This window comes from Mesorhizobium sp. M0701, from assembly GCF_040320365.1.
In the GTDB taxonomy this organism is placed as follows: Bacteria; Pseudomonadota; Alphaproteobacteria; order Rhizobiales; family Rhizobiaceae; genus Mesorhizobium.
On record NZ_JAMYPO010000004.1, the window covers coordinates 102351 to 126956 of the forward strand.

Sequence of the window (24606 nt, forward strand, 5' to 3'; positions counted from 1 at the left end):
CAGGCACATTCGCCTGTCTTGCGGCATCGCGCAACGGCAGAGTGATCGCTGAAGGCGAAGCCGCCGTTCAGACGACGACGACCGGGTTTTTCTTGGAGACGCGGCTGTAGAGGTCGATGATGTCCTGGTTGATCAGGCGCACGCAGCCCGACGACATCGCCTGGCCGATGCTCCACCATTCGGGCGAGCCGTGGATGCGATAGCCGGTGTCGCTGCCGTTCTGATAGATGTAGAGGGCACGCGCGCCGAGCGGATTGTCGAGGCCGCCCGGCTGTCCGCTTTGCCATTTCACCAGTTCCGGCCTGCGGGCGATCATCTCGGGCGGCGGGGTCCAGACCGGCCATTCCTTGCCGTACTGGATGTTGGCGCGGCCGGACCAGCGGAATCCGTCCTTGCCGATGCCGACGCCGTAACGGATCGCCTCGCCGCCGGGCTGCACCAGATAGAGCAGCCGTTCCTGCGAGTGAACGACGATGGTGCCGGGTTGCTCGCCGGTCGGATCGACGACGATCTGGCGGCGGAACTCCGGCTTGACCTTGAGGTAGGGCACTTCCGGCACATTGAAGCCACCGTCGGTGAGCGAAGCGTACATCACGTCGGGGCTGGTAATGTTCTTGTCGACGCTGATACTCGGACGGATGGGCCGGATCGAGCCGGTGGTGACGTCGTCGAGCTGGAGCGACGGCAGATCCAGCGTCTGGCTGCAGCCGGCGACGCCGAGCAGCGCCAGCGCACCGGCGCCGGACAGCACCGTGCGACGGGAAAGCTGTATTTCGGTTTCGATTGCGTCGCCATTATGCGGCAGCGACAGACCGTGCGGCAACTCACGCATTTACCCAAACCCTACGCTGTCGGCGGGAAACACGCTCCGGCCGTATAGCAGGCATTTTCGCCAATCATGGTTGAAAAAGCGTGAAGGCCGGCCGCCTGGCGTTAACGAGGGGGCTTTTTCGATTTTGCCTCTTTACATCTGCGCGAGGCCAAGGATTTATCCTCTTCTTTGAGCTCAAGGAGAAGAAAATGTCCTTCGAAAACTGGGCCGCTTTTGCCGCTGCCTCGGCAGTCCTTCTGGTCATTCCAGGTCCAACCATCCTGCTGGTGGTGTCCTATGCGCTCGGCCAGGGCTGGCGCACCGCGCTGCCGATGGCAGTCGGCGTGGCGCTCGGCGACTTCACCGCGATGACATTGTCGATGCTGGGCATCGGCGCGCTGCTGGCGGCGTCCGCCACCGTGTTTACCGTGCTGAAGGTGATCGGCGCCGGCTATCTGATCTATCTCGGCATCAAGCTGTTTCGCGCCGGCGGTGCGCTCCGGGCCGAGCCGCGCACCGATGCGGTGTCATCGGCGAAAATGACGGCGCACGCCTGGCTGGTTACCGCGCTCAATCCGAAAAGCATCACCTTTTTTGTCGCCTTCCTGCCGCAGTTCCTCGACCGGTATGCGGATTTCTGGACACAGATGCTGATCTTCGAGACGACCTTCCTGGCGCTCGCCTTCGCCAATGCCTTCGGTTATGCGCTGATCGCGGCAAGGGCGCGCAACGTGGTGCACAACCCAAAGGCGATCCGCATCTTCAACCGCACCGGCGGCACGCTGCTGGTCGGCGCCGGGATCGCGACAGTGGCGATGCGCTCGGGCAACTGAGGACGGACCATGGCGGTGAGCGATGCATTCGGCCTGACACTGTCTGGCGCGACGGCGGCCGGGCTCTCGTCCTACAGCCGGGCTGTTCGCGAATTGCAGTGCTTCATCGGCGATCCGGTCGGTTCCGTTGACCGGGCAATCGCCGAAGATCCCGGCTTCGTCATGGCGCATGTGTTCAAGGGTTATCTCTTTGGCCTTGCCACAGAGCGTGAGGCGACGGCGGTGGCCAAGGCATGTCACGAGGCGGCGCTGCCGCTTGCCGCGACAACATGCGAGCAGGCGCATGTCGCCGCCCTTGGCCATCTTGCGGAGGGACGCTGGGACGAGGCCGCCCGCGTGCTGGAGGATATCGCCATCGAGTTTCCGCTCGATGCGCTGGCGCTGCAGACCGGCCACCAGATCGACTTCTTCACCGGCAATGCGCGCATGCTGCGCGACCGCATCGGTCGCGCGCTGCCGTCCTGGCAGAGCGACATGCCGGGCTATCACGCCATACTCGGCATGCAGGCCTTTGGCCTGGAGGAAATGGGCGATTACGCGCGCGCCGAAAGACTTGGCCGCACGGCGGTCGATATCGAGCCGCGCGACGGCTGGGCCCAGCATGCGGTGGCCCATGTCATGGAGATGCAGAGCCGGCAGAAGGACGGCATTCTGTGGATGCGCGCCAATCCCGAAGCGTGGACGCGGGAAAGCTTCCTGCAGGTGCATAATTGGTGGCATCTGGCGCTGTTCCATTATGATCTCGGCGAGACCGACGAGGTGCTGGCGCTCTACGACGGGCCGATCTATGGCGAGCGCTCGAAGCTGGCGCTCAACATGGTCGATGCCTCGGCGATCCTGTGGCGGCTGCATCTCGGCGGCGTCGATGTCGGCGAGCGCTGGACGGCACTCGCCGCCAACTGGTTGCCCAAGGCGAGCGCCGGCCATTATGCCTTCAATGACGCCCACGCGATGATGGCGTTTGTCGGCGCCGGCCTCGAAGCGCCGGCCCGCGGCTTGCTCGAGGCGCAGCGCGAGGCGATGCGCGGCAAGGACGACAACGCTGCTTTCACCAGGGATGTCGGCCATCCCCTGACGCTCGCCATCAAGGCATTCGGCGAGGGCAATTATGCCGCGACGATACGCCTGATCCGGCCGATCCGGGCAATCGCCCATCGCTTCGGCGGCAGCCACGCACAACGCGACGTCATCGACCTGACGCTGATCGAAGCGGCATTGCGTTCCGGTGATGGCGCGCTGGCGAGGGCGCTTGCGGCGGAACGCGCGCTGGCACGGCCGGACAGCCCGTTGTCGGCACTGTTTTCACGGCGTGCAACCGCTCTCGCGGCGAATTGACCAAGGCCACATCTTGCCTTAAAAACTGCCCGACCAGATTTTTTCGAGCGTCGAAAAAATCTTCGCGTGTTGACCGGGGTGCGTTTCCGGCGGCACGATTGCCGGGATATCTTCGCCGCCCGTGTCATAGGACTGGGCGGGGAAGCAAGAAAGACCGTCGCCGCCAGGCATGACGGACATGGGAGGAAACATGTATCTCGGCCTCGATCTCGGCACGTCGGGCGTCAAGGCGCTGCTGATCGATGCAAGGCAGAGCATCGTCGGTTCCGGCCATGCGCCGCTCGACGTGTCGCGCCCGCATCCCGGCTGGTCCGAGCAGAACCCGGCCGACTGGATCCGCGCCTGCGAAGCGGCGGTCGGCGAGCTGCGGTCAATGCATGCGAAGGAACTCGCGGCGGTCAAAGGCATCGGCCTTTCCGGCCATATGCATGGCGCCACTCTGCTCGATGCCGCCGACCAGGTGCTGCGCCCTTGCATCCTGTGGAACGACACGCGAAGCCACGCCGAGGCGGCCGCGCTCGATGCCGACCCGCGCTTTCGCAAGCTGACCGGCAACATCGTCTTTCCCGGTTTCACCGCGCCAAAGCTAGCCTGGGTCAAGAACAACGAACCGGCTGTTTTCGCCAAGGTGGCAAGGGTCCTGCTGCCGAAGGACTTTTTGCGGCTCTGGCTCGCCGGCGAGCATATTTCGGAAATGTCGGATTCGGCTGGCACGTCGTGGCTCGATGTCGGCAGACGAGCCTGGTCCGCCGAACTGCTCGCCGCCACATCGCTCGACGAAAGGCAGATGCCGTCGTTGGTCGAAGGCACGGCCAAGGCCGGTGCCTTGCGCGCCGAACTGGCCGCGAAATGGGGCATGCAGGCGGGCATCCCGATCGCCGGCGGTGCCGGCGACAATGCGGCTTCGGCCTGCGGCATGGGCACGGTCGGCGCCGGCCAGGCGTTCGTCTCGCTCGGCACGTCGGGCGTGCTTTTTGCCGCCAACGCGTCCTATCTGCCCAATCCGGAAAGCGCCGTGCATACCTTCTGCCACGCACTGCCCGGCACCTGGCACCAGATGGGCGTCATCCTGTCGGCAACCGATTCGCTCAACTGGCTGTCGGGGATCGCTGGAAAAAGCGCCGGCGAGTTGACCGCCGAACTCGGCGATGCGCTGCAGGCGCCGACCGGTGTCTCCTTCCTGCCGTACCTGTCAGGCGAGCGGACGCCTCATAATGATTCCGCCATTCGCGGCGCGTTTACCGGGCTTGCCCACGAATCCGGCCGCGCGGCGCTGACCCAGGCCGTGCTCGAAGGCGTCGCCTTCGCCTTCCGCGACAGCCTCGAAGCCCTGGCCAAAGCCGGCACGACGCTGACCCGGGTGACGGCGATCGGCGGCGGCTCGCGTTCGCGCTACTGGCTGAAGGCCATCGCCACAGCGCTTGGCCTGCCACTCGATATTCCAGCCGACGGCGATTTCGGCGCCGCCTTCGGCGCGGCCCGGCTTGGCCTGGTCGCGGCGACAGGCGCCGATCCGCGCGCCGTGTGCACGGCGCCGGCGACCGACGCCACGGTGGAACCGGTCGCCGCACTAAGCGATGCCTATGCGGATGCCTATCAGCGCTACCGCCAGCTTTACCCGGCGATCAGGAGCGCCACGGCGTGAGCGGTTTCCCGCCCTCACCGTGGCCTGCCGAGAAGGCCTCACCGTGCCGGCACCTTGTCGAGAAAGCCGGTGACGCTTTTCAGCCGGCCATTTTCGATGACGCCGATATCGGTGCCTTCGATGACGGATTCGGTGCCGTCCGGCCCGAGGTTCCACGAGAAGCGGATGGTATCGGCGAAGCCGTCCGGCTTGCCTTTCAGCGAGAACCTGAAGCCGGCAAAGCGCTGCTGCACGCCGTCGATCAGCGCCGCGATGCCGCCATGGCCGTCGCCCTGCATGATCGGATCGCGATAGCCGACGTCCTCGGTGAAGGTTGCCTCGAGCAAGGCTTTTCTGCGCGCGGCGTCGCTCTCGTTCCAGGCGGCGATGTAGTTTTCGGCAATGGTGTTGAGGTCGGTCATGGTCTGTCTCCTTCGTTGGGTGGCTTTGACATGAGCCTTTTCGACCAGCGTCAGCGCGAAACCAATTACGCCTGAGGTAATCAGGCCGGACCATGCGAGAGGAAAGAACATGAGCAGCGGTTTTTTCGGCGACATCCAACAGATCAAATATGAGGGACCGGATTCGACCAATCCGCTGGCCTACCGGTTCTACAATCCCGACGAAATTGTCGCCGGCAAGCGGCTCGAAGACCATCTACGCTTTGCCGTCGCCTATTGGCATTCCTTTGCCTGGCCGGGCGGCGATCCGTTCGGCGGCCAGACGTTTGAGCGGCCATGGTTCCCAAAGGCCGGCGGCACCGACACCATGGAGCTGGCCAAACTCAAGGCCGACGTCGCCTTCGAGATGTTTTCGCTGCTGGGTGCGCCTTATTTCTGCTTCCACGATGCCGACGTGCGGCCGGAGGGCCGGGACTTTTCCGAAAGTGCGGCGCGGCTCGACGAGATCGCCGATTACTTCTCGGGAAAGATGAAGCAGACCGGCGTCAAGCTGTTGTGGGGCACGGCCAACCTGTTCTCCAACCGCCGCTTCATGTCAGGCGCCGCCACCAATCCCGATCCGGACGTCTTTGCCTATTCGGCGGCGACGGTGAAACACTGCATCGACGTCACCAAGCGTCTGAACGGCGAGAACTACGTGCTGTGGGGCGGCCGCGAGGGCTATGAGACGCTGCTCAACACCGACCTTGCCCGCGAGCAGGAACAGGCCGGCCGTTTCCTCAACCTGGTCGTCGATTACAAGCACAGGATCGGCTTCGAAGGCACCATCCTGATCGAGCCGAAGCCTCAGGAGCCGACCAAGCACCAGTACGATTACGACGTCGCCACCGTCTATGGCTTCCTCAAGCGTTTCGGACTGGAGAACGAGGTCAAGCTCAACATCGAGCAGGGCCACGCCATCCTGGCCGGCCATTCGTTCGAGCATGAACTGGCGCTGGCCAATGCGCTCGGCATTTTCGGTTCGATCGACATGAACCGCAACGACTACCAGTCGGGCTGGGATACCGACCAGTTCCCCAACAATGTGCCGGAGATGGCTCTGGCCTACTACCAGGTGCTGCAGGCCGGCGGCTTCAAGACCGGCGGCACCAATTTCGACGCCAAGCTCAGGCGCCAGTCGCTCGATCCGCAGGATCTGCTGATCGGCCATATCGGGGGCATGGACTGCTGCGCTCGCGGCCTCAAGGCGGCAGCGCGCATGGTCGAGGACAAGGCGCTGTCCGCCCCGCTCGCCGAGCGCTATGCCGGCTGGGATTCGGCCGAGGCCAAGGCGATGCTTGCCGGCAAGCGCACGCTGGAGGAAATCGCCGAGCGCGTCGTCAAGGAGAAGATCGAGCCGCAGCCCAGATCCGGCCGCCAGGAGCTACTCGAGAACATCGTCAACCGGTACGTCTGAGGCGTACCCGGTTCGCGGCCGCATTGTTCGAACGGCCGCGGATAAAGGCGGTTTTCCGCGGGGCTGAAACCAACAAGGTTTGCCCCGTGCGAAACTTCGCCCTGCTTGCTGACCGGGCCTGGCATTTGCCTTAGCCGTGATCGAGGCCTCTCAGGTAGGCGCAGAACATGTCGGCCATGGCGTTGGCGTAGACTTCAATCTCCTTGGGCGTTCGAGGCGTCTCCGAGAACTGTTTCCCCACCGTGCTGAGCGTCGTCATGATCAGGTCGCCGGCCAATTCGCGAGTCACTTGCGCGGCGTTTGGCAACGCCTCCTGCATGAAGAGCTGGATGGTGCGGTCTCCGGACGCCCTCGCCGCCTGCGCCTCGGGCGCGTCGCGGTAAAGCGGTGCGGCGTCGTCGAGCGCCACACGCACCGCAGCCTCCTCACACTCCGAGCGGAGGAAGGCATGGACCAGGGCGCGCAGCCGGTCAAGCGGCGGTTTCCTGACGTCCTCGAGGATGTCGCGCAGCAAATCGGTCGTCTGCCGCCATTCGTCGCTCTGGAGCCGGAACAGGATCGCCGCCTTGTTCGGAAAATACTGATACAGCGATCCGACACTGACACCGGCCTTCTCGGCCACCCGCGCCGTGGTGAAGCGCTGCGCGCCTTCCCTCGCCAAAACCTGAACAGCAGCCTGCAAAATCGCAGCGACGAGCTCCGCCGAGCGGGCTTGCTGGGGCTGTTTTCGCGAGGAAATCCGGGAGCTTCGGTGATCGCTCATTGAGGGGCGCGCCAATGCGATTAGTGAATGCGAATGATTAGTCGTATTTTGAATGCCGCACAAGAACGCATTCCATTCCGACTGGAGACCGATATGACCACACTGACGACAAAGCCGCTCGCGCCCCTGCTGGACCGCCTGTTCGAGGAAGCCGCTGCCGCAACGAGCCCTGCAGTGGCGGAACTCTCCGCCGAGGAGCGGATGCGGCTGGTTCGAAGCAAGACCGAATACCTCGATTTCTATGGGCGGCTAAAGGACCTCTGGCTTCCCGTCTCGCGAGAGACCGGCACGCTGCTCTACATGCTGGCACGAGGCAGCGGCGCACGGACGATCGTTGAATTTGGAACCTCGTTCGGCATCTCGACCCTGCACCTTGCCGCAGCCTTGCGGGACAATGGCGGCGGCCGCCTGATCACCAGCGAGTTCGAGCCATCCAAGGTCGCGCGCGCGAGGAGTAACCTGACAGCGGGCGGTCTCATTGACATGGTGGAAATCCGCGAAGGAGACGCGCTGCAAACATTAAGCGTCGATCTTCCCGAAAGCGTCGACCTGCTTCTGCTCGACGGCGCCAAAGCGCTCTATCCCGAGATCTTGAGTCTGGTTGAAAGCCGCCTCAGGCCGGGCGCCTTCGTCGTTGCCGACAACGCAGATCTTTGCCCCGAATACCTCGAGCGGGTGCGCTCGACCGGGAGTGGCTACATGTCCACGCCGTTCGGCGAGGATGTTGAACTGTCGATGCGGCTTGGCTGAAGCACTGCCTGACCTGCCGGAACGATCGTGCCCAAGATGGGCGGCGGCGGACAAAACTTTGCCCGGCATCGCCCATCAATCGCTCGCTCTTGCCTTCAAACAGCCGTCACGAACCTCCTATAGTGTGGTTCGTGGCGGGATTCAGAAAGAAGGAGGCGAAACGATATGCAGCACGAACGCGAAATCGACGCCCTGCTCTCATCTGGCGAGGCTGGATCGATCATCGACCGGCTGATGGCGCTGCCGCACCCGAAACAAGGTGCGCTGAGTGCAAACGAATGGGATCGCGCGGTCGCCAGCCGCTTCGAGACCCATCTTGCGAGACAGATGCGCTCGCAGATCGACGGCAGCAGCGACCGCCAGGACGCTGCCTGATCTACCTTTGCCTATGCATGTCGTTATCCCAAAACCGCTACGCACCCTCGGGTCAAGCCCGTGGCCAGGCTTTTGGGCGACATGCATTATCCCCGACGCAGCCTGACCGGCGCTTCGCCGAACGCTCTTGAAAACGCTCTGGAAAATGCCGCGGCGGACGAAAACCCCGTTCGCCCGGCAATGTCCGCCATGGCGATGCGCGTGTCGACCACCAGCCGGCGCGCGGCGCCGAGGCGCAGCCTGAGGTAATAAGCGCCGGGCGTTTCGCCGATCGACTTGCGAAAGATGCTTTCCAGCGTCCGTGCCGTCACCCCGGCGCGCTTTGCCACGGCGGCGATAGTCAGCGGCTGGTCGACATGCGCTTCCATCAGCCGAATGGCTTGCGCCAGCCTGGGATCGTAGCCGTCGAGACGGCCGAGCGAGACCAGCGGTTGCGCGTCCGTCGCGGCGCGCGCCTGGTCGTAGATGAAGACGCTCGCGACATCGAGCGCCACGGCCATGCCGAGCCGCGTGCGGATCAGATGCAGCATCAGGTCGAAGGTCGGCGAGGCGCCGCCGGTGGTGAACACCGGGCCATCGATGACGTAGCGGTCGGGCCGCACGTCGACGCCGGGAAAGGCCGACGAGAAATCCTCCATGTCCTCCCAGTGGGTGGTGGCGCTGCGCCCCTCCAGCAGACCCGCGCGGGCAACCAGCCAGGTGCCGGCCTCGACGCCGCCGCAGGCGCGTGCCGCGCGCGCCGCCCGGCGCAGTCCGGACAGCAGGGCCGATGTGGCGTAGTTCTGCGTGCCGAAGCCGGCGACGACGACCAGCATATCGGTTGTGTCAGCCGCATCGAAGCGGCCGCTGACCGCCACCGGCAGGCCGCATGTGGTGACCGGCGCCTCGCCTGTCACCGAGACCAGCCTGAAATCGAACAGCGTCTCACCGGCAATGCGGTTGGCGGCGCGCAACGGATCGACGGCCGAGGCGACGCACATGATCGACGAGCCGGAGAATACCAGCAGCGTTACCTTGAGCGGCAAACGCTCGGCCCGAAAGATCGTCGGTTTTTCGTTTTTGGTCACACGATCTTCGTAAAACGCAAAACAGTTTCCGGCAAGTCAGGCATTCTTGCCCTACGTTCTATTGGGAGAGAGTCCGATGCCGTTAGCGATGAACCGTGAGGTTTTCATTACCTGTGCCGTGACCGGGTCCGGCGGTTCGCAGGACCGCAGCCCGCATGTGCCGCGCTCGCCCAGAGAGATCGCCGATTCGGCCATCGAGGCGGCAAAGGCGGGTGCGGCGATCGTGCACTGCCACGTGCGCGATCCCGAGACCGGCAAGCCTAGGCGCGACGTGCATCTCTATCGCGAAGTAACCGAGCGCATCCGCGCGGCGGACGTCGACGTGGTGCTGAACCTGACCGCCGGCATGGGGGGTGACATGGTATTCGGCCCGCCGGAGAAACCGCTGCCGCTGAACGAAAAAGGCACGGACATGGGCGGCGCGAGCAACCGCATGGAACATGTGCGCCAGTGCCTGCCGGAAATCTGCACGCTCGATTGCGGCACCATGAATTTCGCCGAGGCCGATTATGTCATGACCAATACGCCCGGCATGCTGCGTGCCATGGGCGGCATGATGACGGCGCTCGGCGTCAAGCCGGAGATCGAGGCCTTCGACACCGGGCATCTGTGGTTCGCCAAGCAATTGGTCGAGGAAGAAGTGCTGAAGCCGGACGCGCTGGTGCAATTGTGCATGGGCGTGCCGTGGGGCGCGCCGGACGACCTCAACACCTTCATGGCCATGGTCAACAATGTACCGTCGACCTGGAACTGGTCGGCCTTTGCCATTGGCCGCAACCAGATGGCCTATGTCGCGGCCGCGGTGCTGGCCGGCGGCAATGTCCGCGTCGGACTGGAGGATAATCTCTGGCTCGACAAGGGCGTGCTGGCGACCAATGCGCAGCTGGTCGAGCGGGCGGTCAGCATCGTGTCGAATATGGGCGCCAGGGTCATCGGCCCGGACGAAGTCCGCAAGAAGCTGAACCTGACGAAGCGCGCACCGCTTTGAAAAGCCGGTAGCCGGTTGGGAGGAGCCGCTGATGAAGACCGTGAAATTCACCGCCATGAAGGACGGCGACCGCGAGGACTATGCCTTCCTCACCGAGCACGAGACCGACTATGCGGCAAAGACCGGCGAGCGGCTGCTCGACGCGCTCGTCCAGCTTGATGCGGGCCTCTCGGGCTACAAGATCACCCGGCTCGGCCATTCGCTGCAAGCGGCAACACGGGCCTGGTGCGACGGCGCCGACACCGACTGGATTGCCTGCGCCTTGCTGCACGATATCGGCGACATCTACGCGCCCTATAACTACGACGAGTATGCAGCCGCCATCCTGAAGCCTTTTGTGCGCGAGCAATGCACCTGGGTGGTGGAGAAGCACGGCGATTTCCAGCGCCTCTATTACGCCCACCACCTCGGCGGCAATCCACACGCCCGCGACCGTTTCGCCGGGCACATCTACTTCGACGATTGCGATGAGTTTTGCGAACGCTGGGATCAGTCGAGCTTCGACCCGGATTACGAGACATTGCCGATCGATTTCTTCCGGCCCTTCCTGCTCGAAGTGTTCGCGCGCAAGGCCTATGACGCGTCCGTGATCCGTGCCGGCGAGCGCGTCGCCCTCACCGACCCCGCAACAGCCAGGACAAGAACCGGAGCCTCCGCATGAGCATCATCAACAAGGCGGCCGCCATCGGCGGCGGCGTCATCGGCGCCGGCTGGGTGGCGCGGCTGCTGCTCAACGGCATCGACGCGTCGATCTTCGATCCCGACCCCGAGGCGTCACGCAAGGTCGGCGAGGTGATGAAGGGAGCGCGACGCGCCTACAAGCAGATGCTGCCCGGCGGCCTGCCGAAGGAGGGCAAGCTTACCTTCGCCAAGACGATCGCCGAGGCGGTGGCAGACGCCGACTTCATCCAGGAAAGCGTGCCGGAGCGGCTCGACCTGAAGCACCGCGTGCTGGCCGAGATCGACCTTTATGCGCCGGCCAACGCCATTGTCGGATCCTCCACCTCCGGCATCAAGCCGACCGACATGCAGGTGGCGATGAAGAAGCACCCGGAGCGGCTGGTCGTCGGCCATCCGTTCAACCCCGTCTATCTGCTGCCGCTGGTCGAAATCGTCGGCGGCGAACAGACCTTTCCCGAGGCGATCGAAGTCGCCAAGGAGATGTATGCCTCGATCGGCATGAAGCCGGTGGTGATCCGCAAGGAGATCGAAGCGTTCGTCGGCGACCGGCTGCTCGAAGCGGCCTGGCGCGAGGCGCTGTGGCTGGTCAAGGACGGCATCTGCACGGTCGAGGAGCTCGACGACATCATGCGCTACGGCTTCGGCCTGCGCTGGGCGCAGATGGGCATGTTCCAGGTCTATCGCGTCGCCGGCGGCGAGGCCGGCATGCGCCACTTCATGGCGCAGTTCGGCCCGTGCCTGAAATGGCCGTGGACCAAGCTGATGGACGTGCCGGAGTTCAACGACGAGCTGGTCGAGCTGATCGCGACCCAGTCGGACGACCAGGCGCACGGTCTGTCGATCCGCGATCTCGAGAAGATCCGCGACGACAATCTGGTCGCCATCATGGAGGCACTGTCGAAGCAGAACAAAGGCAAAGGTTGGGGTGCCGGCGCCCTGCATAAGGACTACACCAGGCAGTTGGCCAAGCTTGCGGCGAAGAAGCCCACCGCCTCCAAGGCGGCCGAAAAGGCCAAGGCTGAAAAGCCGAAGAAAAGGAAGAAAGGCTGAGACCATGGATTTTGGTCTTTCGGAGGAGCAGAAGCTCATCGTCGAGACGACGCGGGCCTTCGTCGAGAACGAGCTTTACCCGCATGAGCGCGAAGTGGAGCGTACCGGCGTGCTGCGCCGCGAGCTGATCGAGGAGATCAAGGCCAAGGCGATCGAAGCCGGCCTCTATGCCGCCAACATGCCGGCCGATGTCGGCGGCGCCGGGCTCGATACGGTGACCTGGCTGCTCTATGAAAAGGAACTCGGCCGCGCCAATTACGCGCTGCATTGGACCTGCGTGGCGCGGCCTTCGAACATCCTTCTCGCCGGCACGCCGGAGCAGCGCGAAAAATATCTGTTTCCCTGCATTCGCGGCGAGAAATGGGATTGCCTGGCAATGACCGAGCCGGGCGCCGGCTCCGATCTGCGCGGCATGAAGGCAACCGCCGTGCAAGGCGGCGACGACTGGGTGCTGAACGGCACCAAGCATTTCATCAGCCACGCGGACCTCGCCGATTTCGCCATCGTCTTCATGGCCTCGGGTGAGGAAGAGTCTTCGCGTGGCAAACGCAAGAAGATCACCGCCTTTTTCGTCGACAAGGGCACCAAGGGTTTCACCGTTCGCGACGGCTACCGCAACGTCTCACATCGCGGCTACACCAATGCCATCCTCGAATTCGACGATTGCCGGTTGCCGGCCAGTCAGGTTCTGGGCGAGGTCCACAAAGGCTTCGACGTCGCCAATTCATGGCTTGGCGCGACGCGCCTGCAGGTCGGCGCCACCTGCCTCGGCCGCGCCGAGCGGGCGCTTGGCCACGCCGTCGAATACGCCGCGCAGCGCCAGCAGTTCGGCCAGCCGATCGGCAAGTTCCAGGGCGTGTCGTTCAAGCTCGCCGACATGGCGACCGAGCTGAAGGCCGCCGACCTGATGGTGTTCGAAGCTGGCTGGAAGTACGATCAGGGCACCGTTACCGACCAGGACATGGCGATGGCCAAGCTGAAGGCCACCGAGATGCTTGCCTTCGTCGCCGACGAGGCGATCCAGATCCATGGCGGCATGGGGCTGATGGACGATTTGCCGCTTGAGCGCATCTGGCGCGACGCCCGCGTCGAGCGCATCTGGGAAGGCACTTCGGAAATCCAGCGCCACATCATCTCGCGGGCGCTGCTGCGCCCGTTCGGGGGCTGAACAGCGCAATGTCTGCATTCCTTCGCGCCCCCCTTTGTCCTATCGGACATCTCCCCCTCAAGGGGGGAGATCGGCCGCCATTTCTGATTTCGCCAATTGTCGCCGTTGCATGCCTCGGGCCGGCGGCCCAACTGCCAATCTCCCCCCTTGAGGGGGAGATGCCAAGTTTTGGCAAAGAGGGCAGGGCAGAGGGGGGTCTTCGTGCACAAACTTGAACGTCTTTTGCGCCCACGAACGATCGCGGTCTTCGGTGGCGCGCAGGCTGCCGCCGTCGTCGCGCAATCGATCAAGATGGGCTTTGCCGGCGAGATCTGGCCGGTGCATCCGAGCAAGGCCGAGGTCGCCGGCCGCAAGGCCTATCGCTCGGTGGCCGAATTGCCCGGTGCGCCGGATGCCGCTTTCGTCGGCGTCAACCGGCACTTGACCATCGAAGTGGTCAAGGCACTGGCCGAGCGCGGCGCCGGCGGTGCGGTCTGCTTCGCCGCCGGCTTCCTCGAAACCGAGGCTTATGACGAGGACGGCGAGCGGCTGCAGGCCGAGCTGGTCGCGGCGGCGGGCCAAATGCCAATCATCGGGCCGAACTGCTACGGGCTCATCAACTATGCCGACGGCGCGCTTTTGTGGCCCGACCAGCATGGCGGCATCAGGCTGCCAGAAGGCGGTCGCGGCGTTGCCATCATCACCCAGTCGTCGAACATCGCCATCAATATGACGATGCAGAAGCGCGGCCTGCCGATCGCCTTTCTGATGACCGCTGGCAACCAGGCGCAGACCGGGCTTTCCGAAATGGCGCTCGGCCTGATCGAGGACGACCGTGTCACCGCGCTCGGCTTGCATATCGAGGCTTTCGATTCGGTAGCCGGCTTCGAAAGGCTGGCGGCACGGGCGCGCGAGCTGAAAAAGCCTGTCATCGCCATGAAGGTCGGCCGCTCCGAGCAGGCGCGGCAGGCGACCGTTTCCCATACCGCGTCGCTGGCCGGCTCGGACGCAGCGTCCGGCGCCTTCCTGAGGCGGCTCGGCATCGCCCGCATCGATTCGATCCCGGCCTTCATCGAGGCGCTCAAGCTGCTGCACGTCACCGGCCCCCTGCCCGGCTACCGGCTGTCGTCGATGAGCTGTTCGGGCGGCGAGGCGTCGGTGATGGCCGACAGCGCCGAAGGCCGCTGGGTGACGTTTCCGCCACTCACCCCCGAGCACCGCGCGCATGTCAAATCGACGCTCGGGCCGCTGGTCGCGGTGGCCAACCCGCTCGACTACCACACCTTCATCTGGAACAACGAGCCAGCGATGACCGCCACCTTCACCGCGATGGTGTCGGGCGGCTTCGACCTCAACATGCTGGTGCTCGATTTCCCGCGCCCCGACCGCTGCTCGGACACCGACTGGTGGGCGACGCTGCGCGCCTTCGAAGTGGCGCTGAAGACCAACAGCGCGCAAGGCGCGATCGTCTCCTCGCTGCCGGAGAACCTGCCCGAGGAATACACTGCCGGCCTTATGGCGCGGGGCATGGTGCCGCTGTTCGGCATCTCCGAAGCCATTGACGCCGCCCAGGCGGCGGCCTTCATCGGCTGGGCCTGGCGCGAGCCGCAGGCGCAGCCGATCGACACTTCGGCGTCCGGCGCGCCGGCCGGCGACCATGTCACGCCGGACGAGGCCGAGGCGAAGGCGCGGCTCATCGAGGCCGGGCTCCCCGTGCCGAAGGGCGAGCGCGCCGGCAACGCGGTCGAAGCTGTCATCTCCTCGATGGCGCTCGGCTTCCCGGTGGCGCTGAAGGCCCTTGGCGTCATCCACAAGTCCGAGCTCGACGCGGTCCGGCTCAATTTGAGGGATGCCGAATCCGTCAGCACCGCCGCCCACGATCTCGGCCCGCTCGGCACGGGCCTTTATGTCGAGCGCATGGTGCGCGACGGCGTCGCCGAGCTGCTCGTCGGCTTCACCCGCGACCCGATGTTCGGCGCCGTGATGACGCTCGGCACCGGCGGCGTGCTGGTCGAGCTGTTGCGCGACAGCGTCACGCTGATGCTGCCGGCGACCCGCGACGATATCGAGGCCGCTTTGCGCGGGCTGAAACTGTTCCCGCTGCTCGACGGCTATCGCGGTCGGCCGAAGGCCGATGTCGCGGCGGCAATCGACGCGATATCGGGCATTGCCGCTTTCGTGCTGCAAAACGCCGGCGAGATCGAGGAACTCGACATCAATCCGCTGATCGTCTGCACCGAAGGCAAGGGCGCCTGGATCGCCGATGCGCTGCTGGTGCATGGAGACAAGAAGAATGTCTGAAATCATTTCGACCCGCCGCGAAGGCGCTGTCCTCGAAGTCACGCTCGACCGGCCCAAGGCCAATGCCATCGACCTGAAGACGTCGCGGCTGATGGGCGAGACTTTCAAGGCGTTTCGCGACGATCCCGACTTGCGCGTCGCCATCGTCAAGACCGCCGGTGACAAGTTCTTCTGCGCCGGCTGGGACCTGAAGGCTGCGGCCGGCGGCGACGCCGTCGACGGCGACTACGGCGTCGGCGGCTTCGGCGGGCTGCAGGAACTGCGCGACCTCAACAAGCCGGTGATCGCCTGCGTCAACGGCATGGCGGTCGGCGGCGGCTTCGAACTGGCGCTATCCTGCGACCTCATCTATGCGTCGGATCACTCCTCCTTCGCCCTGCCCGAAATCCGTGCCGGCACGCTGGCCGATGCGGCGACGATCAAGCTGCCGAAGCGCATCCCCTACCATGTCGCCATGGACCTTCTGCTCACCGGCCGCTGGATGGATGTCGCCGAGGCGCATCGCTGGGGCCTGGTCAACGAGGTGCTGCCCAAGGAAAGACTGGAGGACCGCGTCTGGGAGATCGCGCGGCTGCTTGCCAGCGGCCCGCCGCTGGTCTTCGCCGCGATCAAGGAGACGGCCCGGGTCGCAGAATCGCTGACGTTCCAGGACGCCATGAACCGGGTGACGCGCCGGCAACTGTCGACGGTTGACGCACTCTACGGCTCGGAGGACAATCTCGAGGGCTTTCGCGCCTTTGCCGAGAAGCGCGATCCGGTGTGGAAGGGGAAGTAGTGGTATTGCAGGAATGATGGCGCTCACCCCCCTCTGTCCTGCCGGACATCTCCCCCTCAAGGGGGGAGATCGGACGTCATCATCGCTTTCGCCAATTGTCGACGCCGGAGAAAAGGCGGTTTCGCCGAAGCTGCCGATCTCCCCACTTGAGGGGGAGATGCCAAGTGGTGGCAAAGAGGGCAGGCCAGAGGGGGGTGTTCAGGCGGATTCATTGCGATCCATTCAGCGCCCATGACCGACTACAAAACCCTCATCGACGCCGAGACCTGGGCCTTCATCGAGCGGACCAATTCTTATTATCCGCCCGATACGATCGACTACACCGTCGCCGAGCAGCGCGAGATCTATAACCGGATGTGCCGCGAGTTCTTTGCCGGCTATCCCCAAGGCGTCACGGCGGAAACCACCGCCATTGCCACACCCTGGCACATCCCGATCCGCGTCTACCGCGCTCCGGCGCCGGAAGCTTCGGCGATGGTGCTTTATTTCCATGGCGGCGGTTTTATCCTCGGCGGGCTCGACAGCCATGACGACCTCTGCGCCGAGCTTTGCGGCCGCACCGGCTATGAAGTGGTTTCGGTCGACTACCGGCTGGCGCCTGAGCACCTTCATCCGGCCGCCTTCGACGACGCCATCAGCGCCTTCGAATGGGCGGCGGCGACTTACGAGCGTCCTGTCCTGCTCTGCGGCGACAGTGCCGGCGGCAATCTCGCCGCCGCTGTCAGTCACGCAACGCGCGGCCATGCGCGCAAGCCGATCGGCCAGATTCTGGTCTATCCCGGCCTCGGCGGCGACAGCTCCGCCGGTTCCTACGTCACCCACGCGGAAGCGCCGATGCTTACCGCGCGCGACCTCGTTTTCTACAGGGACATCAGGACCGGTGGCGAGGATCGCACCGGCGATCTCACTCTGTGGCCGCTCGCCGACGCCGAGTTCGCCAATCTGCCGCCCACCGTCGTGATCACCGCTGAATGCGACCCGCTGTCGTCGGACGGCGAAGCCTATCGCGACCGCATCGTTGCCGCGGGCGGGCGCGCCTGGTGGCTCGAGGAGCCGGGGCTGGTGCATGGCTATTTGCGCGCCAGGCACACGGCCGGCCGCGCCCGCTCGAGCTTTACCCGGATTGTCGATGCGGTAGCGGTTTTGGGAAGGGGCGAGTGGATCTGGTGAGGGATGTCTTCCCGACCAGAACGGGCCTTTGTCGGCCGGTACAGCTCTATTTGCGGCGGCGTCGCCGGCCGGAAACCTGCTTCAGCCAAGGTCCTAAATGAAAGCCGCTCATCAGCAGGTACATCGGGACCATGCCGCCCAGCGGTGACGCCTCTTGCCCGGTCGAGCACATCATGTCCGGCGCGCCGCCGAGAAGCGTCAGCAGCGCCATGGCTGCGAAGGTCGGCGCGGCCGCAAAGGACAGCCAATCGGCTGCACTATGGCCGGCCGGGCTCGCATCGCCGGTGGATCCGCCTGCATGAATCTCGCTCATGTCCGTAGTCCTACATAGCGAGCGGGATGCGGTCGAACCGTGCATCCCGCTCCTCCAATTGTCCTGGCCGCATTTGCGCGACGCCAAAGACGTTCTATTCGGTGCGGTTCCGGAACGCGGCCTCTCCGGCGTCCGACACCTCGACCCACTTTTTGTCGGGAACGGCTTCGGCGCCGTAATTGTCGTGCCAGTTCCACCACTTGTACGTCGGCGTCTGCGGATAGCCCTCGGGCGAATCCTCCCAAACTTCCTGGCGGCCGAGCGGCGACAGGTCGAGATAGCTCCATACGGTCCCCATCGCCTCGTCGCCGCGGTTGTTGATGAAGTAGGTACGGAACACGCGATCACCGTCGCGGATGAACACGTTGTGGCCGTGCCATTCGTCAACGCCGAAATCGGCATCGAAGCTGTCGGTGATGGTGTACCAGGGCATCTTCCAGTCCATCCGCGCCTTCAGCCGCGCAATGTCGGCCTGCGGTGCGCGCGAGGCGTAGGCAAGCGTGGTGTCGCGGGCGTTCAGATGGGCAAGATTGCCGACCTGGTCCGCCCCCAGCGAACAGCCGCGGCAAGCGTGGTCGGGCCAGCCGAATACGCCGGGCTCGAAGAAGGCGCGGTAGACGATCAGTTGACGGCGGCCCTCGAACAGGTCGAGCAGGCTCACCTTTCCGTCAGGCCCTTCGAACGTATATGTCTTCTCCACCGCCATCCACGGCATCCGCCGGCGCTCGGCGGCCAGTGCGTCGCGAGCCCGGGTCACGGTCTTCTCTTTCACGAGCAGCTGCTGGCGCGCGGCCTCCCACGCGTCAGGCGAAACGACCGGTGGTGTCTTCATCGCGAGCCGCGTCGTCTGCTCGCCTGTGCCATTCTGATGTGCCGTCATTGTGCATCTCCCTTGCTGGTTTGTCGCCGCAGGCGCGACGTGTTGGGTCGTGAGCCAAGATAGGGGCGATAGCGGATTGGCGAGAGTGACAAGTGTGACGCGATTCCGACGGGTCCGCTGATCACGGCCAATTTCGCCGCCCGCGACGCCTCTGCTCATTCGTGCCCAGACTGCTGAATTGGCCGTGCGCCGGCCAGGTAGCGATCATTGTCAAACGGCTCGGCCTGGTTGCTGTCCGGACTCCACAGCTGCCGGTGGGTTCGTGTGAGATCGCCGAGGTAGACATGCAGCGCACCGATCGCGCACCGCCCGTATTCGCAACCGCATGAACGGTATTTGACGCCATGTGCACCACGGCAGGCGCTGCGATGTCCTGCCTTTCGGGAACATCGAGTTCGCTGCCGGCAACGGGATAGATGAAGTTCGTCTCGCTGCCCTTGTAGATGCCGATCAAGGCATCCATCAGGTGGTTGTGAGGCGGGTACTGCAGGCCGGGCGACAGAGTGATGTGATAGATCGTCAGGTTCGGACTCGCATGCAGAAGCACCTCGTCGTCGTCTTCTTCGTGAGCGAGTGTTCCCGATGCGTGAAAGCGGTTGGTGTAGTCGCCCAGGACCGTCCTTACCGCTTCGAGGGGATCTGGCCCCTTCGCGGCATTGACGATATCATCGGCAACGGCGTAGAGAGGCGAGTTGGCGGGTAAAGGCATATCAGTTATCCTCCCTGAGATGCTCAGATCATCAATCTGAGATGCTCACGCTAGCGAATGCTGATGCCAGCGTCAATCGGACAGCCAGACGGACGGAATATGAAAACGACGAAGTTGACCGCCGAACCGGCAAGGCCGGCCACGGTCGAGGCGACAGCACTGTCGGCCGCCGACGTCCTTCGCAGGGAACAGGCATATGAGCAGCTGAGGAACGACATCATTGCCTGCGTGCTGCGCCCCGGTGAAGCGCTGACGGAGAAGCAGATCGGTGACCGGTACCAGATCAAAAAGGCGACCATCCGCGCGGCGCTGGCCCGACTGATGCAGGAAGGGCTGGTCAGGAGCGAACCGCGCCGCGGCTACGTCGTTGCGACGCTCAGCCTGCGGGACGTCAACGAGATCTTCGATGTCCGCAGCTTGATCGAACCGGAAGTGTTCAGGGTGGCGGCATCGAACATGACCGAGCGCGGGCTCGAGGATGTCAGGCTGGCGGCGAAAAAGGTGCTGAAGCCGGAGACGCTACGCAGCCACGTCGCCTTCCTTGCGGCCGACTGTGCCTTTCGTCTGGCCCTTGCGGAGCTCTCGGGAAATTTACGACTGGCGCATCTGCTGGACCAGATACTCGACCAGTCGGCGCGGGTTCTCCACCTCGGCTTCAAATCCCGCGACTTCACCCAGTTGATCATCGCCCAGCAAAAGGAGCTGGTCCTTGCCTGCGAGGCAGGCGAGGTTTCCGCCATCGTCAAACTTGCCCGTTCGCAGTGCCTGTCTCTCAAGAAGCAGGTGCTCGAGGCGTTGCTTGCCGGTTCCAAGCTTCAAGACGTCAATTTGCAGCCCTTCGCCTAGAGCCGGTTCCGGTTCTCCTGGAACCGGTAACCCGCTCTAACTATCTGTTTTGCCGCATTTATGCGGACGCCAAATGATTCCATTTGGCTGCAAAATGCTCTAAGGGAAGTTGGCCATTCGGTGCGACCCGCCACCTTGGCGCAACGGCCGCCGGCGGGCCTTGTTTCACCCCACCGCGCGTGCCGCCGCCCGTCCGGCACTGCGGCCGGAAAAGATGCAGCCGCCGAGAAACGTGCCTTCGAGCGCCGCATAGCCGTGCATGCCGCCGCCGCCGAAACCGGCGGCCTCGCCCGCCGCGTACAGCCCCTCGACTGGTTGGCCGCCGGCGCCCAGCACGCGGCTGTCGAGGTCAGTCTCCAGCCCACCGAGCGTCTTGCGGGTCAGGATGCTGAGCCTGACGGCAATCAGCGGGCCATTGGCGGGATCGAGCAGCTTGTGCGGTCTTGCGGTGCGGATCAGCCGGTCGCCGAGATAGGCTCGCGCGCCGCGCAACGCAGTAATCTGCATGTCCTTGGAGAACGGATTGTCGAGCTGCCGGTCGCGGGCGCGGATTTCGCGCTCAACCTGCGCCAGTTCGAGCAGCGGCTCGCCGCCGGCCACCGCGTTCATGCGGGCGACCAGCGCCGGCAAATCAGGCTCGACGATGAAATCCTCGCCCTTCTCCATGAACGCCTTGACCGGCGCGGGCACGCCGCTGGTGGCGCGGCCGAGCACCTGGCGCCAGCTCTTGCCCGTCAGATCGGGGTTCTGCTCGGAGCCCGACAGCGCGAACTCCTTCTGGATGATCTTTTTGGTCAGGATGAACCAGGAATGATCGAAGCCGGTGCTCATGATGTGGCTGAGCGTGGCCAACGTGTCGAAGCCGGGATAGAGCGGGACCGGCAGGCGCTTGCCGCGCGCATCGAGCCACAGCGATGACGGGCCGGGCAGGATGCGGATCGCATGATCGGTCCAGATCGGTGCCCAGTTCCTGACGCCCTCGACATAGTGCCACATGCGGTCGCGGTTGATCAGCCGGCCGCCGGCGGCTTCGGCGATCGCCAGCATGCGGCCGTCGACATGATCGGGAACGCCAGTGATCATGCGTTTCGGCGGCGCGCCCATCCGCTTCGGCCAATTCTCCCGGACCAGCTGGTGATTGGCACCGATGCCGCCGGAGGCGACGATGACGGCCTGCGCCTTCAGCTCGAAATCGCCGGTGATCTCGCGCGAGCTCTTGCGGCCGCGCTCGGCATCGCTCGCCGCCAATAGGTCGCCGCGCACGCCGTTGACGACGCTGCCCGTCCGCGTCAATTCGTTGACCCGGTGACGGAATTTGAAGCGGATCAGCCCGCGTTTCTCGGCCTCGCGTACGCGCTGCACGAACGGTTCGAGCACGCCAGGGCCGGTGCCCCAGGTGATGTGGAAGCGCGGCACCGAATTGCCGTGGCCGACGGCATTGCCGCCGCCGCGCTCGGCCCAGCCGACCACCGGAAAGAATTTCAGGCCGCGCTGCATGAGCCAGGAGCGCTTCTCGCCGGCGGCGAAGCCGACATAGGCCTCGGCCCAGCGGCGCGGCCAGAGATCTTCCGTTCGGTCGAAGGCTGCGGCGCCAGCCAGTCCTCGACCGCCAGCTCATACGAATCGCGGATGCGCATGCGCCGCTGTTCGGGCGAGTCGACGAGGAAGATGCCGCCGAGCGACCAGAACGCCTGGCCGCCAAGCGACTGTTCCGGCTCCTGCTCGACAATGATGGTCTTCTTGCCGGCCTCGGCCAGTTCGGCCGCCGCGACAAGACCGGCAAGGCCGGCGCCGACAATGATCACATCCGCGTCGTCGGGCATCTATTTGGCCGTGATCTCGTCCAGAAACCGGTCCCCATTTTTTGGGATCATGGCCGGCCTAGACTGCCTCCCAGCCTTCCTTCTCGCCGGCGCGGAAGATGGCATCGATGACCTTCTGGTTGAGCACCGATTCTTCCAGGGTGAAGACGCGGTCCTTGCCGCCCTGCGCCGCCCGCGCGAAGGCCTCGACCTCGAGCCGGTACTGTTGCGTGCCGGGAAAGCGGAACACCTGCGCCTCGCTGTGGTTCTGGTTGTGCAGCTCGACGCGATGATGGTCGTAGAGTCCGGCGTTGAACGGTGAGAACACCTCGATGAAGCCCTTCTCGCCGTGGAAGACCATCACCTGGCGTGCCGCCATCTGCGTCGACAGGTAAAACGACAGCTCGAAGTCGCCGAAATCGGCGCGGATCGAGGAATAGATGTCGGTGCCGAACGTCTTGTCGCGCTCGATCGTCGCCTGGACGCGCAGCGGCTCCTTGCCGGTCGAAAAGCGTGTCGACACTGTCGGGTAGACACCGATGTCGGGCAGCGCGCCGCCGCCGAGATCGAGCTTGTTGCGCATGTTGTTGGGGTCGACATTGTAATAGGAGAACGCGCCCTGGACATGGCGCAGCCGGCCGATGGCGCCGTTGGCGATCAGCTCGCGCACCTTGATCCATTGCGGATGGTAGACGACCATGAAGGCTTCGCAGACCAGCACCTTCCTGGCATCGCGCAGCTTGATCAGCGGCGGAATGTCCTTGGCATCGAGCGCCAGCGGTTTTTCGACCAGAACATGCTTGCCGGCCTCGATCGCCTTGGCCGTCCATTCGACATGCTGCGAGGTCGGCAGCGGAATGTAGACGCCGTCGATGTCGCTGGAGGCGAGCAGCTCCTCATAGGAGCCGAACGCGTGGCGCGCACCGAAGCGTTCGCCCAGCGCCCGCGCTTTCGACAGATCGCGGCTGGCAATCGCGGACAGCACGCCGTTCTCCGCCTCGACGATTGCCGGCAAAAGCTGCTCGCGGCCGATCTTGGCCGTCGACAAAACACCCCATCGGAACATCAGATTTCTCCTCTCGATTGCAGGCCTGGAGGTTTGCCCTAATTCAGGAGAAAAGCCAATGCGGGAGCATGGCGGCGAACAGGGCGATCATCTGCGGCTTGTCCGGATGCCGGCGCTGCCCTTGCGGAACCTGGGTTCCTCGCCCCACGAAGTGGGGAGAGGAACCCCAGTCCTGCAAAGACTATCCCCGCTTGCCGGTCAGCGTCATGTCGAAATCGACGACGTTGGAGTAAATCGGCGTGCCGACATCCATGCCGTAGCGCGACCGCAGCACCTTGCCGGTGACGTGGAATTTTATCGTGCCCGCCTTGAGGCCACCGAGATCGGCCGTGAACTTTTCCTGAAAGGTCTTGCCGCGCGCCGTCAGCCGGCCGGTGACAAGGGCTGACGTGTCGCCGGTGCGTTTGACGCTGGTCGAACGGAACTGGATCTCCGGATTGTTGGCCGCGTCGAAGACTGCGTCCGAGCGGAGAAAGGCATCGATGCGGCTTTGGCCGGTACCGACGCTTTCGGGGAAGATGGTGAAATTGACCTGGGACCGGCCGACATCGCTGTTGTCGATAAGGATACTGCCCTTGAAGCGGGAGAAAGCACCGTCGAGCCCGCCGCCGCCGAGCTTGCCGATGGAGAAATGGATGCTGGAACTCCCCGGGCTGATCGTGTAGCTGCCGGCCGCCTCGCCAAGGGCAACGGCGGCGAAAACAGGCATGGCAAAACAAGCGGCGGCTGCCGCAAATCCGAAGATGCGCGCGTACATGGAAATGGCCCTCTTTGCAGGCAACGCTTTCTTGCGTCCTCGCCCCATCAACGAATGAGCCGTCCGCTCTATTCCCTGTCGTGATGTGACGAAGCCGTGATCATGCGCGTCAGCACGGTATCCCTCAGCCAGAAATGATGGCGCAGCGCTGCGGCGAGATGCAAAGCGACAAGTCCGATGCCCGCATAGGCGAGATACCAGTGCGTCGCTGCCCAGAAGCTTTCTGCCGTGTCCGATTCACCGAGCGGCAGATTGGGCATGACGAACAGATTGAACGGCACGCTCGGGATCTCCAGCACCGAGACCGAGACCAGCGCCCAGCCGGACAACGGCAGAGCGAGCTGAAACGCATAAAGCGCGAGATGGACCAGCGGCGCCATCCGGCGCTCGAACGGGCCGACCGAGCGCGGCAGCGGCGGGGCCGGTCTGCCTAGGCGCCAGGCGATGCGCAGGATGACCAGTCCAAGCAGCAGGAAGCCGAAGGATTTATGCAGCTGGATCAGCTCGAAGGTGGTGCGCTGGCTGGACAGCCGCACCATGACGAAGCCGAGCACGAACTGGCCGATAAAGAGCGCCACGATCAGCCAGTGAAGGATGATCGCCGTCCAGCCGTAGCCGGCAGTCTGGTTTTTGGGCAGTGCTGACATGGTCGGTGAACGAATGCCAGGTCGGCTTTCTTCCACCTCTCCCTTGTGGGGAGGGTTGG

25 protein-coding genes and 1 pseudogene are annotated in these 24606 nt (G+C 64.4%); 14 read left to right on the plus strand and 12 right to left on the minus strand.

Annotation, left to right across the window (positions count from 1 at the left end; all coding sequences use genetic code 11):
- Window positions 1–67: 67 nt before the first annotated feature.
- Window positions 68–832 (minus strand): L,D-transpeptidase, encoded by a 765-nt coding sequence (locus NKI24_RS05850; RefSeq protein ID WP_352743868.1) that lies wholly within the window; start codon window positions 830–832, stop codon window positions 68–70.
- Between the two features lie 188 nt (window positions 833–1020).
- Between NKI24_RS05850 and NKI24_RS05855 the strand changes: the two genes are divergently transcribed.
- Both NKI24_RS05855 and NKI24_RS05860 read left to right on the plus strand, forming a co-directional pair.
- Window positions 1021–1644, plus strand: a complete 624-nt coding sequence (locus NKI24_RS05855) for a LysE family translocator (RefSeq protein ID WP_352743870.1) — start codon at window positions 1021–1023, stop codon at window positions 1642–1644.
- Window positions 1645–1653: 9 nt separating this feature from the next.
- Entirely contained in the window at window positions 1654–2979 is a 1326-nt protein-coding gene (locus NKI24_RS05860) for a tetratricopeptide repeat protein (protein WP_352743872.1), read from the plus strand.
- A gap of 18 nt (window positions 2980–2997) precedes the next feature.
- Here the strand turns inward: NKI24_RS05860 and NKI24_RS05865 are convergent, their stop codons facing one another.
- On the minus strand, window positions 2998–3159 hold the full coding sequence (locus NKI24_RS05865) for a hypothetical protein (protein WP_352743873.1): 162 nt from the start codon (window positions 3157–3159) through the stop codon (window positions 2998–3000).
- A 10-nt stretch (window positions 3160–3169) separates the two neighbouring features.
- On the opposite strand from NKI24_RS05865, the gene xylB reads away from it, so the two are divergent.
- The gene (gene xylB, locus NKI24_RS05870; RefSeq protein WP_352744001.1) at window positions 3170–4624 is read left to right on the plus strand and encodes a xylulokinase; all 1455 of its coding nucleotides are present in this window, start codon (window positions 3170–3172) and stop codon (window positions 4622–4624) included.
- Window positions 4625–4662: 38 nt separating this feature from the next.
- Here the strand turns inward: xylB and NKI24_RS05875 are convergent, their stop codons facing one another.
- On the minus strand, window positions 4663–5025 hold the full coding sequence (locus NKI24_RS05875; RefSeq protein WP_352743875.1) for a nuclear transport factor 2 family protein: 363 nt from the start codon (window positions 5023–5025) through the stop codon (window positions 4663–4665).
- A 109-nt stretch (window positions 5026–5134) separates the two neighbouring features.
- Here NKI24_RS05875 and xylA point away from each other — a divergent pair, with 109 nt between their 5' ends.
- On the plus strand, window positions 5135–6460 hold the full coding sequence (gene xylA, locus NKI24_RS05880; RefSeq protein ID WP_352634892.1) for a xylose isomerase: 1326 nt from the start codon (window positions 5135–5137) through the stop codon (window positions 6458–6460).
- A gap of 130 nt (window positions 6461–6590) precedes the next feature.
- On the opposite strand, the gene NKI24_RS05885 is transcribed toward xylA, so the two are convergent.
- Window positions 6591–7223 carry a TetR/AcrR family transcriptional regulator gene (locus NKI24_RS05885; RefSeq protein WP_352744003.1) on the minus strand — a complete coding sequence of 211 codons (633 nt, stop codon included), beginning with the start codon at window positions 7221–7223 and terminating at the stop codon, window positions 6591–6593.
- A 93-nt stretch (window positions 7224–7316) separates the two neighbouring features.
- Here NKI24_RS05885 and NKI24_RS05890 point away from each other — a divergent pair, with 93 nt between their 5' ends.
- On the plus strand, window positions 7317–7973 hold the full coding sequence (locus NKI24_RS05890; RefSeq protein ID WP_352743877.1) for an O-methyltransferase: 657 nt from the start codon (window positions 7317–7319) through the stop codon (window positions 7971–7973).
- 165 nt (window positions 7974–8138) lie between these two features.
- Window positions 8139–8348, plus strand: a complete 210-nt coding sequence (locus tag NKI24_RS05895; protein ID WP_023680243.1) for a hypothetical protein — start codon at window positions 8139–8141, stop codon at window positions 8346–8348.
- A gap of 86 nt (window positions 8349–8434) precedes the next feature.
- Here NKI24_RS05895 and NKI24_RS05900 read toward each other — a convergent pair whose 3' ends face one another.
- The gene (locus NKI24_RS05900; protein WP_352451614.1) at window positions 8435–9415 is read right to left on the minus strand and encodes a GlxA family transcriptional regulator; all 981 of its coding nucleotides are present in this window, start codon (window positions 9413–9415) and stop codon (window positions 8435–8437) included.
- A gap of 76 nt (window positions 9416–9491) precedes the next feature.
- Here NKI24_RS05900 and bcoG point away from each other — a divergent pair, with 76 nt between their 5' ends.
- From bcoG to NKI24_RS05935, 7 genes are all read left to right on the plus strand, one after another.
- Window positions 9492–10403: a 3-dehydrocarnitine:acetyl-CoA trimethylamine transferase BcoG gene (gene bcoG, locus NKI24_RS05905; protein WP_352451615.1), complete on the plus strand. Its 912-nt coding sequence runs from the start codon at window positions 9492–9494 to the stop codon at window positions 10401–10403.
- Between the two features lie 31 nt (window positions 10404–10434).
- The gene (locus NKI24_RS05910) at window positions 10435–11064 is read left to right on the plus strand and encodes an HD domain-containing protein (protein WP_352743880.1); all 630 of its coding nucleotides are present in this window, start codon (window positions 10435–10437) and stop codon (window positions 11062–11064) included.
- On the plus strand, window positions 11061–12134 hold the full coding sequence (locus tag NKI24_RS05915; RefSeq protein ID WP_352451617.1) for a 3-hydroxyacyl-CoA dehydrogenase NAD-binding domain-containing protein: 1074 nt from the start codon (window positions 11061–11063) through the stop codon (window positions 12132–12134). Before NKI24_RS05910 ends, NKI24_RS05915 begins: the two co-directional genes overlap by 4 nt.
- 4 nt (window positions 12135–12138) lie before the next feature.
- Complete coding sequence (locus NKI24_RS05920; RefSeq protein ID WP_352743882.1) at window positions 12139–13302, plus strand: acyl-CoA dehydrogenase family protein; 1164 nt, start codon at window positions 12139–12141, stop codon at window positions 13300–13302.
- A 201-nt stretch (window positions 13303–13503) separates the two neighbouring features.
- Entirely contained in the window at window positions 13504–15582 is a 2079-nt protein-coding gene (locus NKI24_RS05925; RefSeq protein WP_352451619.1) for an acetate--CoA ligase family protein, read from the plus strand.
- Window positions 15575–16357: a carnitinyl-CoA dehydratase gene (locus NKI24_RS05930; protein ID WP_352451620.1), complete on the plus strand. Its 783-nt coding sequence runs from the start codon at window positions 15575–15577 to the stop codon at window positions 16355–16357. The genes NKI24_RS05925 and NKI24_RS05930 overlap by 8 nt, the downstream gene beginning before the upstream one ends.
- A 231-nt stretch (window positions 16358–16588) precedes the next feature.
- Window positions 16589–17527 carry an alpha/beta hydrolase gene (locus NKI24_RS05935; RefSeq protein ID WP_352743885.1) on the plus strand — a complete coding sequence of 313 codons (939 nt, stop codon included), beginning with the start codon at window positions 16589–16591 and terminating at the stop codon, window positions 17525–17527.
- Between the two features lie 46 nt (window positions 17528–17573).
- On the opposite strand, the gene NKI24_RS05940 is transcribed toward NKI24_RS05935, so the two are convergent.
- From NKI24_RS05940 to NKI24_RS05950, 3 genes are all read right to left on the minus strand, one after another.
- Window positions 17574–17840, minus strand: a complete 267-nt coding sequence (locus tag NKI24_RS05940) for a hypothetical protein (RefSeq protein WP_352743887.1) — start codon at window positions 17838–17840, stop codon at window positions 17574–17576.
- A 94-nt stretch (window positions 17841–17934) separates the two neighbouring features.
- Window positions 17935–18720, minus strand: a complete 786-nt coding sequence (locus NKI24_RS05945; RefSeq protein WP_023677589.1) for a DUF899 domain-containing protein — start codon at window positions 18718–18720, stop codon at window positions 17935–17937.
- A 121-nt stretch (window positions 18721–18841) separates the two neighbouring features.
- Complete coding sequence (locus tag NKI24_RS05950) at window positions 18842–19429, minus strand: autotransporter (RefSeq protein ID WP_352743889.1); 588 nt, start codon at window positions 19427–19429, stop codon at window positions 18842–18844.
- A gap of 99 nt (window positions 19430–19528) precedes the next feature.
- On the opposite strand from NKI24_RS05950, the gene NKI24_RS05955 reads away from it, so the two are divergent.
- On the plus strand, window positions 19529–20275 hold the full coding sequence (locus NKI24_RS05955) for a GntR family transcriptional regulator (protein WP_352743890.1): 747 nt from the start codon (window positions 19529–19531) through the stop codon (window positions 20273–20275).
- A gap of 165 nt (window positions 20276–20440) precedes the next feature.
- On the opposite strand, the pseudogene NKI24_RS05960 reads toward NKI24_RS05955, so the two are convergent.
- The 4 genes and pseudogenes from NKI24_RS05960 to NKI24_RS05975 all read right to left on the minus strand — a co-directional run bounded on the left by NKI24_RS05960 (window position 20441) and on the right by NKI24_RS05975 (window position 24547).
- Window positions 20441–22098 (minus strand): annotated as a pseudogene (locus NKI24_RS05960) (FAD-binding dehydrogenase).
- 58 nt (window positions 22099–22156) lie between these two features.
- Window positions 22157–23143, minus strand: a complete 987-nt coding sequence (locus NKI24_RS05965) for a Gfo/Idh/MocA family protein (protein WP_352490432.1) — start codon at window positions 23141–23143, stop codon at window positions 22157–22159.
- Window positions 23144–23324: 181 nt separating this feature from the next.
- Window positions 23325–23900: a YceI family protein gene (locus tag NKI24_RS05970; RefSeq protein ID WP_352743892.1), complete on the minus strand. Its 576-nt coding sequence runs from the start codon at window positions 23898–23900 to the stop codon at window positions 23325–23327.
- Window positions 23901–23968: 68 nt separating this feature from the next.
- Window positions 23969–24547, minus strand: a complete 579-nt coding sequence (locus NKI24_RS05975; RefSeq protein ID WP_352743894.1) for a cytochrome b — start codon at window positions 24545–24547, stop codon at window positions 23969–23971.
- Window positions 24548–24606 lie beyond the last annotated feature (59 nt).